Source organism: Aliiroseovarius zhejiangensis (assembly GCF_014656375.1).
In the GTDB taxonomy this organism is placed as follows: domain Bacteria; phylum Pseudomonadota; class Alphaproteobacteria; order Rhodobacterales; family Rhodobacteraceae; genus Aliiroseovarius; species Aliiroseovarius zhejiangensis.
This window is the reverse complement of record NZ_BNCH01000002.1, coordinates 109,042-121,738: the sequence shown is the minus strand read 5'-3', so window position 1 is coordinate 121,738 and position 12,697 is coordinate 109,042. Positions and strand designations below refer to the sequence as shown.

The following is a 12,697-nucleotide window of genomic DNA, read 5'->3' as shown; positions in this document are numbered from 1 at the left end:
CCGGCACGCAACAATATTGCGACCGGCATTGCAAGTCTTTTCCGCAGCGCGGCGCTTGACCGTGCCGTTGCTATCCCACCCGGATCAGTACCCCATGATCATGTTTTTCAACGCATCCGCCTGCTGCGACAGCTCGTCCAGCCGCGCCTTGACCACATCGCCGATGGATACAAGGCCTATCATCTCGTCCCCCTCCATCACCGGCATGTGGCGGAACCGGCGTTCGGTCATGATTTGCAGCACCTGAATGGCCCGATCGCCGGGCGCACAGGTGACCAGCTTCGACGTCATCAGATCATCCACCACCTGATCCAGACACCCTGAACCCACCTTCCCCAACGCCGACACAATGTCACGTTCGGACAGGATCCCGACCGGGCGCACACCATCCTGCGAAACAATCACCGCACCAATTTTTTTCTCGGACAACAGGTTTGCCGCGTCGGCAACTTTGCTGCCCGGCTTGACCGTCGCAACACCCGCCAGCGTTTTGTTTTTCAGGATCTGGTGAATGAGCATAGTGCCCTCCATTCTGGTGTAATTCTTGTATTTTTCTGTCCTCAGCGTCACCCCAAGCGCAACAATATGTCAAGGGCTGTTTGCAATCGCAGCAAAGGAAAAACTGCCTCACACCATTGCTTCCAGCCGGGCCACCTCGTCCCGGATCCCCCGCGTCAAGGCTTCGGCAACGCGGGCAAAGCGTTCGACCCGCACGTCGCCTTCATGTCGGATCAGATAGAAGGAACGTGTGATCGACAGCTCTTCGACCAGAACCCGCACCAGATTGGGCGCAAAGGGCAGAATGAAATCATGGGTGATCCCCACACCGCCCCCCTGCCGGACCATGCCAAGCTGAACCGACACGAGGTTCGAGGCCAAAGCCACCTTCTCGATCCCCATCCCGGTCAGAAAGTCCAGTTCCGGATAGAAGATCATGTCCTGGATATACCCCACCACGGGATGGGCGCGCAGATCCTCCAGATTTCGCAACGGCGGAGCCGCATCCAGATAATCCCGCGCCGCCGCCAGGTGCAGATGGTAATCCGTAATCTTCTGCACCGTGAACCGCCCCGCCTGCGGAGGCGAGACGGTGATCGCCATATCCGCTTCGCGCTTGGACAGGTTGATCACCCGCGGCAAGGCCACGATCTGCAATTCCAGCTCGGGATGCTGTTTCCGGATCGCGGTGCAGACCTGCGGCAGGATATAGCTTGCACACCCGTCCGTCGCCCCGATGCGCACCTGCCCCGACAATTGCCCCGACGGTCCCGCCAACTCGTCCACCCCCGACAACACCGCCTGTTCGGTCTGTTCCGCATGCGCCAAAAGCCGTGACCCGGCCTCGGTCAGCGCATAGCCCTGCGGAGATTTGGTGAACAGCGGCTGCCCCAGATCCCCCTCCAGCTTCGCCACCCGCCGCCCCACGGTCGCGGCATCCCGCCGCAGCACCTTGCCAGCGCGCGACAGGCTTTCGGCCCGCGCGACGGCCAGAAACACCTTCAAATCATCCCAGTCCATCTCTCACCTTTCGACATCAGCGCCATCGGGTTTCTTCTGGCTCCAAATATCCCCGCCGGAGGCTCCCGCCCTCTCGGTGCCGCGAGGACTTGCATTTTTGCAAAACCTTTTTGGAAAACTGCCTCTTTTCCCGGCATAAATGCAAGGCTATCTTGCCCCCGAACAGATGGGAGACAGACCATGAAGACACTGGGACACTGGATCAACGGCCAATTGGTCGACGGAACATCGGGCCGCACCGCCGACGTCTACAACCCCGCAACCGGCGAGGTTCAGGCGAAAGTGGCCCTGGCCACGAAAGACGAACTGGACGCCGCCGTCGCAAAGGCCGCCGAGGCGCAAAAGGAATGGGGTGCGACCAACCCGCAGAAACGTGGCCGCGTGATGATGGCCCTGGTTGGCCTTCTGAACCGCGACATGGACAAACTGGCCGAGGCGCTGTCGCGCGAACACGGCAAGACCATCCCGGATGCCAAGGGTGACGTTCAGCGCGGGCTTGAGGTGATCGAATACTGCATCGGTGCCGCCCAGATGATGAAGGGTGAATTCACCGACAGTGCGGGCCCCGGCATCGACATGTATTCCATGCGCCAGCCGCTGGGTGTCGTTGCGTCGATCACGCCGTTCAACTTCCCCGCCATGATCCCGCTCTGGGGCATGGGCCCGGCCTTGGCTTCGGGCAACGCGATGATCCTGAAACCGTCCGAGCGTGACCCCTCGGTCCCGCTGATGCTGGCCGAGCTGTGCAAGGAAGCCGGTCTGCCCGACGGTGTGTTGCAGGTGGTGAATGGTGACAAGGACGCCGTGGACGCGATCCTTGACAACGAGACCATCCAGGCCGTGGCTTTCGTCGGGTCGACCCCGATTGCGCATTACATCTACTCGCGCGCCACGGCAAACGGCAAACGGGCGCAGTGCTTTGGTGGTGCCAAGAACCACATGATCGTGATGCCCGATGCGGATATGGAACAGGCCGCCGATGCCCTGATCGGCGCGGGCTTTGGCGCGGCGGGCGAACGCTGCATGGCGATCTCGGTCGCCGTGCCCGTGGGCGAGGAAACCGCCGACAAGCTGCGCGACGCGCTGGTGCCGCGCATCGAGAAGCTGAAAGTCGCGCCCTATACTGCGGGCGATGATGTGGATTACGGCCCGGTCGTCACTGCGGCGGCCAAGGAAAACATCCTGCGACTGATCAACTCAGGTATCGAACAGGGCGCGGACCTTGTTGTGGACAACCGCGATTTCAGCCTGCAAGGCTATGAAGACGGCTTCTTCGTCGGGCCACATCTGTTTGACCGGGTGACCACAGACATGGACATCTACAAGACCGAGATTTTCGGCCCTGTCCTGTCCATGGTCCGTGCCGAGAATTACGAAGAAGCGATCGGCCACGCCATGAACCACGAATACGGCAACGGCACCGCGATTTTCACCCGTGACGGTGACACCGCCCGTGACTTTGCCAACCGGATCAACATCGGCATGGTTGGCATCAACGTTCCGATCCCGGTGCCGCTGGCCTATCACACCTTTGGCGGCTGGAAAAAGTCGGGCTTTGGCGATCTGAACCAGCACGGTCCGGATGCGTTCAAGTTCTACACCCGCACCAAAACCGTGACCTCGCGCTGGCCCTCGGGCATCAAGGAAGGTGGCGAGTTCAACTTCAAAGCGATGGACTAAGCGCCAGTTGGCACTCTGAACAACACAGCCCCGGTCCTTGGACCGGGGCTTTTTCAATCCAGCGGCCGCCCGTCCCCCAGGGTCTGGATGAATAGGTCCACATCATCGGCAGCAATGCCTAGATAGGACAGCGCCTCAGCCCCGCTTCGAAACACATCCATCTCGGTCGGGATCTGGCCCTGCGCGGATTGTTCGAAGATCCGTGCCAGAACGAACGCCTCGGGTTGCGGGGCCAGCAACGCCACCTTGCTGGCGAAATGATATTCACGCGACAGCTTCTTTTGCATCTGCACATATTCTACCGGCCCTTCATTCGGCCGATCAATCGTGCGCAAGTCGCGCAGATCGACAAGCACCAGTCGCCCCTTGGGGGCATCAATGGTGATGATCCACTCGGCGACCCGCGCGATCAGGCTTGCGAAATGAACATGCGCGGTGCATCGGACAAGCAAAAAGTTCTCGTTTTCAAAATAGGTGGCAGTATGCATTTTCAACCCCGGCGCGATTGCGCCACCTCAAACAAAGCGCGTGGCTTACCCAAGGTCAACCTCAGAACGCCAGAAACTTTTTCGTTTGCCGCGCCGTAAGTGATCCCGGCGCCAAATGCTTGTCGACTGCCCTCAATGATGCAAAGCTGAGACCAGCACGACCGAAAGGACAGCTCATGGCCTTGAAAGAACCGCCGTTTTCGATTGGGATCGAAGAAGAATACCTGCTGGTGGATCGTGAAAGCTATGCGCTGGCCCGCGCTCCCGATCGGTTGATGAACGATTGCAAGGCCGAGCTTGAAGGTCAGGTCAGCCCCGAATTCCTGCAATGCCAGATCGAGATCGGCACCCGCGTCTGTGCCAATGTCTCTGAGGCGCGCGAAGACCTGAAACGCCTGCGTGCGACCGTTGCCAAACATGCAAAGACCTATGGCCTGGCCCCGATTGCCGCCTCGTGCCACCCGTTTGCGGACTGGAAGGAACAGCACCATGTCGACAAAGACCGCTATAACGACCTGAAACGGGATCTGGCCGGTGTGGTGCGCCGGATGCTGATTTGCGGGATGCATGTGCATGTCGGCATTCCCGATCCCGACACGCGGATCGACCTGGTCAACCAGCTTCGTTACTTCCTGCCCCACCTGCTGGCGCTGTCGGGCAGTTCGCCGTTCTGGCAGGGCGATGATACCGGGCTGGCCTCTTATCGGCTGACGGTGTTCGACAACCTGCCGCGCACCGGCTTGCCGCCGCATCTGTCCGGCTGGTCCGAATTTGACCGCTCAGTGCAGGCGCTGGTCGATATCGGCGTGATCGAAGACAGCTCGAAAATTTGGTGGGATCTGCGCCCCTCGTCGCGCTTTCCCACGATCGAAAGCCGGATTTGCGATGTGCAACCGCGACTGGAACACACAATCGGCCTGGCCGCGCTGACCCAGTGTCTGGCCCGCATGTTGTGGCGGTTGAAAGCCAAGAACCAACGCTGGCGGCTTTATGACAATTTTCTGGTCGCAGAAAACCGCTGGCGCGCGCAGCGATATGGCATCGCGGGCGGGCTGATCGACTTCGGCATCGGCGAGATCGTGGAGTTCCCGCAACTGCTTGAGGATATGTTTCTCCTGATTGAACAAGATGCCGAGGCCCTTGGCTGCACCATCGAGGTCGAAGCCACGCGTGGCGTTCTTGAGACCGGGATTTCAGCGGATCGCCAGCGCGCCGTCTATCACGACAGCATTCAGGCGGAAAAGCCGAAAGAGTATGCGCTTCAAGACGTTGTGCGCCACCTGATCGAGGAATACCACGCCGATCTTTGACCCGCCCTTCCCGCCACATCCGCTCATCTGACGTAACGGCAGCTTGCGACGCGACGGAACTCTCCTCCGGCTTGAAAAACTCCTGTAAGGATTGCGCCATAACGTAACCGGAAAATACCTGGACGGGAGAAAGACATGGATTTCGCGCTTTCCGAGGAACAGACCCTCATCTTCGACATGGCCAAAGGGTTCGGCGAAGAAAACATCGCCCCCAATTCCGAGAAATGGGAGGCCGAGGGCACGATCCCGAAAGACCTCTGGCCGCAACTGGCCGAACTGGGTCTGGGCGGCATCTATGTCTCGGAAGAATACGGCGGGTCTGGCCTTTCCCGGCTCGACGCAACGCTGGTCTTTGAAGCTCTCGCGATGGCCGACCCCGCTGTCGGCAGCTTTCTGTCGATCCACAATATGTGCGGCGGTATGATCGACAAGTTTGGCAAGGACGAAGACAAGCAGAAATGGTTGCCTGCCCTGTGTTCGATGGAAAAGGTGTTTTCCTATTGCCTGACAGAACCGGGGTCGGGGTCCGACGCCGCCGCCCTGAAAACCCGCGCCGAAAAAACCAATGACAGCTATGTGCTGACCGGCAACAAGGCGTTCATCTCGGGCGGCAATTATTCCGACGTCTACGTCACCATGTGCCGCACCGGAGAAGACGGTCCAAAGGGGATTTCAACCGTGATCGTCGAAGCGGGCACACCGGGGCTGAGCTTCGGCGCGAATGAACGCAAGATGGGCTGGAAGGCGCAACCGACCAGCCAGGTTCAGTTCGACGATTGCGCCGTGCCGCACGAAAACCTGCTGGGCGAGGAAGGCAAGGGCTTTACCTATGCCATGGCCGGGCTGGATGGCGGCCGCCTGAACATCTCGGCAGGTGCCCTTGGTGGCGCACAGAAGGCGCTGGACCTGACGCTGCAGTATATGGGCGAACGCAAGGCGTTCGGCCGCACCATCGACCAGTTCCAGGCGCTGCAATTCCGGCTGGCTGAATATGAAACCCGCCTGCAAGCCGCCCGCACCTTCCTGCGCCAAGCGGCATGGAAGCTGGACAACAACGCGCCAGATGCCTCGAAATTCTGCGCCATGGCCAAGCTGATGGTGACAGACGCCGCCTTTGACGTGGCCAATGGCTGCCTGCAACTGCACGGCGGCTATGGCTATCTGGCCGATTATGGGATCGAAAAGATCGTGCGTGACCTGCGGGTCCACCAGATTCTGGAAGGCACGAACGAGATCATGCGCCTGATCGTTGCCCGTCAATTGCTGGCAGAACGCGACCGCGGCTGATGTCTGATATCTCGATTCGGAAAGAAGGCAAGGCCGGGCGGATCACCCTGACCCGGCCAGACGCCCTGAACGCGCTGTCCTACGACATGTGTCTGGCGATTGACGTCGCCCTGATCGACTGGATCGACGACGACGAGGTCGCGTTGATCATCATCGACGCTGAAGGCGACCGCGCTTTCTGCGCCGGCGGCGACATTCGAGAGATCTACGAGATCGGCCAGTCCGGCGATCCGACTCGCGCCCGAAACTTCTGGCGTGACGAATACCGGATGAACGCGCGCCTGTTCCAATTTCCCAAGCCCATCGTCAGCTTCATGCAAGGGTTCACCATGGGCGGCGGCGTCGGTGTGGGCTGCCATGCCTCGCACCGGATCATGGCGCGATCCTCGCGTATGGCGATGCCGGAATGCGGCATAGGGCTGGTGCCGGATGTGGGGGGGTCGCTGATCCTGGCCCATGCACCGGGACGGCTGGGCGAATATATCGGCATGACGGGTGCGCGGATGGCACCGGGCGATGCGATCCACGCAGGTTTCGCGGATTACGTGATCCGGCAGGCAGAATGGCCCGCCCTCAAAGCCGATCTGATCCGCACTGGCGACCCCAGCCACGTCAACGAAGCCGCCATCCCCGCGATTCCCGGCAACCTGTCTGCAATGCTGCCGATGATCGACGCCCATTTCGGTGGCGGTAGCCTCGGAGAAATCGTGGCCTCTCTGCGCAGCGACGATAGCGTCTTTGCATCCAATACCCTCGAAGTGCTCGGCCGCAACTCGCCCCTGTCGATGGCCTGCACCGTCGAAATGATCCACCGCCTGTCAACGACCCACGATGTCCGCAAGTCACTGGAACTGGAGTACCGCTTCGTCTATCGCGCACTTGACCAGTCAGACCTGATGGAAGGCATCCGCGCCGCCGTCATCGACAAAGACCGCAGCCCGAACTGGAAGCACGGCCTGGACGACCTGCCCGACGACGCCGTCGACAAGATGCTTGCCCCGCTGGGTGAAAACACACTGACCTTCGAAGGAGACCTGCCATGAAAATCGGATTTATCGGACTGGGCAACATGGGCGGACCGATGGCCGCGAACCTTGCCAGGGCTGGCCACGAGGTAACAGGCTTCGACATGGTGCCCGTCGACATTGACGGTGTGACCATGGCCGCCTCGGGCGCTGAAGCGGCCATGGGACGGGACGTGGTCATCACCATGCTGCCCAACGGCCAGATCCTGCGCGCGGTGGCGAATGAGATCATTCCCGCGATGGACGCCGGAACAACTTTCGTCGATTGCTCGACCGTGGATGTGGAAAGCGCCCGCGACGTCGCCAAACAAGCCGCGGACGCAGGGCTTTTGCCCGTGGATGCGCCGGTGTCAGGCGGTGTCGGCGGGGCAACAGCCGGCACACTGACCTTCATGGCCGGCGGCTCGGTGGACGCCTTTGCCAAGGCAGAACCCCTGTTTGACATCATGGGTCAGAAAGCCGTTCATTGCGGCGACAGCGGCGCGGGTCAAGCCGCCAAGATCTGCAACAACATGATCCTCGGCATTACCATGATCGGCACCTGTGAAGCCTTCGCGCTGGCCGACAAGCTGGGGCTGGACCGGCAAAAGATGTTCGATGTGGTGTCGACCTCGTCGGGCTACAGCTGGTCGATGAACGCCTATTGCCCCGCGCCCGGTGTCGGCCCGCAATCGCCCGCCGACAATGACTACAAGCCCGGCTTTGCCGCCGAACTGATGCTGAAAGACCTGCGGCTGAGCCAGCAGGCCGCTGAGGCTGCCGATGCTGACACACCGTTGGGCCAAGCCGCCACCGCGCTTTACCAGCAGTTTGTCGAATCTGAGGACGGACGGGGTATGGACTTCTCGGCCATGCTTCCGCGCTTTGAAAAACGGTCACGCAGTTGACAGGAGATCGACGGGGGCGCTGCCCCCACGGCGCGCCCCTTGCGGGGCCCGCCTCCCCCGGGATATTTGGAACAAGAAAAAGACGATCCGTGTTTTTTTCTTGTTCTAAATATCCCCGCCGGAGGCATGAAATCCAATGAACTGGGTCGACGACAACACCGAGTTTGCGGCACTTGACGCCCCGGCGCGTGCGCTTTTGGGGACGTTGGATCCGGTCGAGGTGCCAAGGGGCACTGTGCTGTTCTGTCCCGGCGAGGCGGTGAAAGGATATGTGGTCATGCTGTCCGGGCAGGTCGATGTGAACCTGATCGGCCCCAATGGACGCGACATTCTGTTGTACCGGGTAGAGCCGGGGCAAAGCTGCATCCAGTCCACTCTGGGTCTGCTGGGTGGGGACGCCTACACCGGCGAGGCGATGGCCGAAACATCGGCACGGCTGGTCTTGATCCCCCGCGATGTGTTTTTTGCGCTTCTTGACAGTTCGCCGGGGTTTCGGCGGTTGGTGTTTGCCGCATTTGCAGAGCGGATGCAGTCGATGATGCAACTGATCGAAAACGTGTCCTTCATGTCGGTGGAATCGCGCCTTGCAGCGCTGATTCTGGATCGCGCCGGCCCTGATGGCTGTTTGCACATGACACAGGCCGAGATGGCCACGGCGGTTGGCACCGCCCGCGAAGTGATCTCGCGCCGGTTGGACAAGTTGGCACAGGCGGGTGCGGTGGCGCAGGAACGCGGCAGCGTGACGATCCTGAACCGCAGCGCATTGAACGACATCGTGCGCGGCGCGGCATTTTGACCGGGTTTCTGTGTGACCACGTCACATGCTTTTTCCAGCAGCATTTTCTAGGGTCAGGCAAACAGGACAAAGAAAGGAGATCACCATGTTCAAGACCAACACCGGCAATATCGATCGCATCATCCGGATCGTCGTGGGTCTTGCCCTTCTGGGGTGGTACTTTTTCGCAGGTGGCCCTGTCTGGGCGCTGATCGGGATCGTTCCACTGGCCACTGGCGCATTGGGGTTTTGCGCGTTGTACAGCCTTTTGGGGATCAATACCTGCAAGCTGAAAAACTAAGCAATTTTCAACTTTTGATCGTTAGACCCGAGGGTGTAACGAGTGAAACGGTGAACGCCGGGCGATATCCGCCCGGCGTTGTGTTTTTGAGGGGCGGGCCGCTTATGCAGCCCGGCCTTCTTATTTGGTGATGATCTCTGGTCCCATCAGCGTGGTCGGCAACCAGGTCGACAGGAACGGGATATAGGTCACCATGATCAGGAAAACGAACAGCACGGCCAGGAAGGGCAGCGCGGCTTTCACCACCTTCATCATCGGCATACCAGCAACGCCCGATGTGACGAACAGGTTCAGGCCGACCGGTGGCGTAATCATCCCGATCTCCATGTTGACCACCATGATGATGCCCAGGTGAATGGGGTCGACACCCAGTTCGATGGCAATCGGGAACACCAGCGGCGCCACGATCACGATCAGGCCCGACGGCTCCATGAACTGCCCGCCAATCAGCAGGATGATGTTCACGATGATCAGGAACATGATCTTGCCAAAGCCGGCCGACAGCATCGCGCCGGCGATCTGCTGCGGAATCTGCTCGTCTGTCAGAACGTGTTTCAGGATCAGCGCGTTGGCGATGATGAACATCAGCGTGATCGTCAACTTGCCCGCATCGAACAGCGTCCGGCGCGTATCGGCGTGGAAGAACGCGGTGACCAGAGCCTGCGGTTTTTGCAGCAGGTTCTTCTTGCCTTCGCCCTTGTCGGCAAGCGGCCCCATGTCGCGATAGACAAATGTGGCGACGATGAACGCATAGACCGAGGCAACGGCGGCGGCTTCGGTTGGTGTAAACAGCGCACCCGTGATGCCGGGAATGCCATAGATGCCGACCATGATGATAACGATCAGAAGAAGGCCCCAGACCGCGTCGCCGAAGCTTTCCAGCACTTCACGGACGCCAGCAAATTCGCCTTTCGGCATGTCCTTGATCGTGGCGATCACGTAGATCGCAATCATCAGCATGACACCAGCAAGGATGCCGGGAATGACACCGGCTAGGAACATCCGGCCCACCGACACTTCCACAGCCGAGGCATAGACCACCATCACGATAGAGGGCGGGATCAGGATGCCCAGCGTGCCCGCGTTACAGATGACACCGGCGGCGAAATCCTTGGTGTAGCCGACCTGGCGCATCGCGGCGATCACGATTGTCCCGATGGCAACCACGGTGGCAGGCGACGAGCCGGAGAGGGCGGCGAAAAGCATACAGGCAAACACACCCGCAATCGCCAAGCCGCCCCGAAAGTGGCCCACACAGGCAATCGAGAAGCGGATGATCCGCGCCGCCACACCACCTGTTGACATGAAACTGGACGCGAGGATGAAGAACGGGATCGCCAGGAGCGTATAATGCCCGGCTTCGGCCTGATAGAAACTCTGCGCAACCGATGCCAGTGATGTGTCGGAAAACAGCAGCAGGAAGATGATCGAGCTCATGCCAAGGGCAATCGCGATCGGCACGCCGATCATCAGGAACCCGACGACCATGGCGAAAAGGAAGAGGACGTCCATGGCTTATGCCTCCTCGGACTTGTGTTGCAGTTCTTCCAGCTCGTCTTCCACCTCGTGGCTGACGATCAGGCTGTCCTGCTGGCCCCGCCAGATCCGGATGGTGGCCTGAATGAACCGAAACAGCAGCAGCGCCACGCCGACCGGCAGAACCGCATAGGGGATCACGCGCGGTAGCTTGTCATAGGTTTCGCCCTGATTGATCCAGCCTTCCAAAAACCGCAGGAAATCAAGCATTGGCACCTGATCAGTGATGTACCAGGCCTGATCGCGGGTCTGCTCGAAGCCAGTAGGGAACCACCTGCCCGACGTGCGATCGAGGGCCGCATAAGGTGCCCAGTAATCCCACGCACCTTTCAGCAGCAGGAACGAATAGACGATACAGATCGCTGCGGCCGTCAGGGCCAGAAACCGGCGTGGTCCGTCCGAAAGAAGGTTTGTCAATGCATCTACACCAAGATGCGCGGTAACTTTCACGCCATAGCTCACGCCCAGAAGCACGAGCCATGCAAACAGGATCAGCGTCACCTCAAGCCCCCAGATCAGCGAGGAGTTGAACACGTAACGCAAAACCACGTTCACGAAGGTAATCATTGTCATCAGGCCGAGGATCAGGGCGATCAACGTTTCCTCGAACCCGTTGGAATTGTTGGAATGAGTGCTCATGGCTGTCCCTTCCCATGTTGCCGGGGGCGCCGTTTACCCAAAGTCAGATTTTTATGGGGCGCAAAGTGGGATACAACAGGGGCCCGAGCATGATGCGCGGGCCCCGGATTGTCAGTTTGTCAACTGTTCGTTGATTTCCTGTGCGATGGCGATGTTTTCGGCACCGACATCGGCTTCGAACTGGCTCCAGACCGGTTTCATGACATCAACCCATGCCTGGCGCTGCTCCGGCGTCAATTCGCGGATCACACCGCCGGCATCCAGAACCGCCTGACGGGCTTCGGCGTCAACTTCGCCAACAGCCGCGTTGCGGGTTTCGGTGACTTCACGCAGGATCGTGGACAGTTGGTCGCGAATGTCTGCATCCAGACCTTCCCACCAGTCGACATTGGTCACGACCAGATAGTCCAGCACACCATGGTTGGTCTCGGTCGTGCCGTCCTGCACTTCGAAGAACTTCTTGCCATAGATGTTCGACCAGGTGTTTTCCTGGCCATCCACAACGCCCTGTTGCAACGCGCCGTAAACTTCCGAGAAGGCCATCGGCTGCGGGCTTGCACCCAGCGCCTGCATCTGGGCGACCAGCACGTCAGAGGGCTGCACGCGGAATTTCAGCCCGGCAGCGTCACCGGGTTCGATCAGCGGCTTGTTGGCCGAGAATTGCTTCATGCCGTTGTGCCAGAACTCCAGCCCCAACAGACCACGACGCGCCATGGATTCCTTCATCGCCTGCCCGGTTTCCGAGTTCTGGAACGCATCGACGGCAGCCATATCCTTGAACATGAACGGCAGGTCGAAAATGCGGAACTGCTTGGTGAAGGCCTCGAACTTCGACAGCGATGGTGCGGCCAGTTGTACGTCGCCTTGCAACATCGCCTCGAGCACCTGATCGTCATTGTAGAGGGTCGAGTTCGGATAGACCTCCATACAAGCCTTGCCGTTCATTTCTTCGTTCACACGATCTGACAACAGCGATGCTGCGATGCCCTTGGGGTGCTTGTCAGAGTTGGTGACATGGCTGAACTTGATCACAAGCTCGCCTTCGTCACAGGCAGCAGAAGCGGTGTTTACAGTTGCCGTCAGCGCGATCGCCGATACGGCCATGGTCAGGAATTTCATAAGGTGTCCTCCCAGACAGATATCCTCCGGCAGCCCGGTTGGGCGCCTGTCCGCTATTGGGGCACGGTTCGGCTGCGGCACCAAGAAAAACAGTCACACCGGCGTAATATTTGATATTATCTTTTTATAACA

General features: G+C 59.8%; 13 protein-coding genes. 7 read left to right on the top strand and 6 right to left on the bottom strand.

Going from position 1 to position 12,697, the window contains the following annotated elements; genetic code table 11:
• Positions 1–84 precede the first annotated feature (84 nt).
• Both IE188_RS05285 and IE188_RS05280 read right to left on the bottom strand, forming a co-directional pair.
• The gene (locus IE188_RS05285) at positions 85–519 is read right to left on the bottom strand and encodes a CBS domain-containing protein (protein WP_191285435.1); all 435 of its coding nucleotides are present in this window, start codon (positions 517–519) and stop codon (positions 85–87) included.
• Positions 520–627: 108 nt separating this feature from the next.
• Complete coding sequence (locus tag IE188_RS05280) at positions 628–1,518, bottom strand: LysR family transcriptional regulator (RefSeq protein ID WP_191285434.1); 891 nt, start codon at positions 1,516–1,518, stop codon at positions 628–630.
• A 180-nt stretch (positions 1,519–1,698) separates the two neighbouring features.
• Here IE188_RS05280 and IE188_RS05275 point away from each other — a divergent pair, with 180 nt between their 5' ends.
• Positions 1,699–3,198: a CoA-acylating methylmalonate-semialdehyde dehydrogenase gene (locus IE188_RS05275; protein ID WP_191285433.1), complete on the top strand. Its 1,500-nt coding sequence runs from the start codon at positions 1,699–1,701 to the stop codon at positions 3,196–3,198.
• Positions 3,199–3,251: 53 nt separating this feature from the next.
• Here the strand turns inward: IE188_RS05275 and IE188_RS05270 are convergent, their stop codons facing one another.
• Complete coding sequence (locus tag IE188_RS05270) at positions 3,252–3,686, bottom strand: hypothetical protein (protein ID WP_191285432.1); 435 nt, start codon at positions 3,684–3,686, stop codon at positions 3,252–3,254.
• Positions 3,687–3,862: 176 nt separating this feature from the next.
• Here IE188_RS05270 and IE188_RS05265 point away from each other — a divergent pair, with 176 nt between their 5' ends.
• The 6 genes from IE188_RS05265 (at position 3,863) to IE188_RS05240 (ending at position 9,271) form a co-directional block, all read left to right on the top strand.
• Entirely contained in the window at positions 3,863–4,996 is a 1,134-nt protein-coding gene (locus IE188_RS05265) for a carboxylate-amine ligase (RefSeq protein WP_191285431.1), read from the top strand.
• Positions 4,997–5,131: 135 nt separating this feature from the next.
• Entirely contained in the window at positions 5,132–6,283 is a 1,152-nt protein-coding gene (locus tag IE188_RS05260) for an acyl-CoA dehydrogenase family protein (RefSeq protein WP_191285430.1), read from the top strand.
• On the top strand, positions 6,283–7,326 hold the full coding sequence (locus IE188_RS05255; protein WP_191285429.1) for an enoyl-CoA hydratase/isomerase family protein: 1,044 nt from the start codon (positions 6,283–6,285) through the stop codon (positions 7,324–7,326). The genes IE188_RS05260 and IE188_RS05255 overlap by 1 nt, the downstream gene beginning before the upstream one ends.
• On the top strand, positions 7,323–8,195 hold the full coding sequence (mmsB, locus tag IE188_RS05250) for a 3-hydroxyisobutyrate dehydrogenase (RefSeq protein WP_191285428.1): 873 nt from the start codon (positions 7,323–7,325) through the stop codon (positions 8,193–8,195). Before IE188_RS05255 ends, mmsB begins: the two co-directional genes overlap by 4 nt.
• Positions 8,196–8,331: 136 nt before the next feature.
• Positions 8,332–8,991 (top strand): Crp/Fnr family transcriptional regulator, encoded by a 660-nt coding sequence (locus IE188_RS05245; RefSeq protein ID WP_191285427.1) that lies wholly within the window; start codon positions 8,332–8,334, stop codon positions 8,989–8,991.
• An 85-nt stretch (positions 8,992–9,076) separates the two neighbouring features.
• Positions 9,077–9,271 carry a YgaP family membrane protein gene (locus tag IE188_RS05240; protein WP_191285426.1) on the top strand — a complete coding sequence of 65 codons (195 nt, stop codon included), beginning with the start codon at positions 9,077–9,079 and terminating at the stop codon, positions 9,269–9,271.
• A gap of 120 nt (positions 9,272–9,391) precedes the next feature.
• Here the strand turns inward: IE188_RS05240 and IE188_RS05235 are convergent, their stop codons facing one another.
• From IE188_RS05235 to IE188_RS05225, 3 genes are all read right to left on the bottom strand, one after another.
• Positions 9,392–10,783, bottom strand: a complete 1,392-nt coding sequence (locus IE188_RS05235) for a TRAP transporter large permease (protein WP_191285425.1) — start codon at positions 10,781–10,783, stop codon at positions 9,392–9,394.
• Positions 10,784–10,786: 3 nt separating this feature from the next.
• Complete coding sequence (locus tag IE188_RS05230; RefSeq protein WP_191285424.1) at positions 10,787–11,446, bottom strand: TRAP transporter small permease; 660 nt, start codon at positions 11,444–11,446, stop codon at positions 10,787–10,789.
• 111 nt (positions 11,447–11,557) lie between these two features.
• Positions 11,558–12,565 (bottom strand): TRAP transporter substrate-binding protein, encoded by a 1,008-nt coding sequence (locus tag IE188_RS05225; RefSeq protein ID WP_191285423.1) that lies wholly within the window; start codon positions 12,563–12,565, stop codon positions 11,558–11,560.
• Between the last annotated feature and the right edge of the window lie 132 nt (positions 12,566–12,697).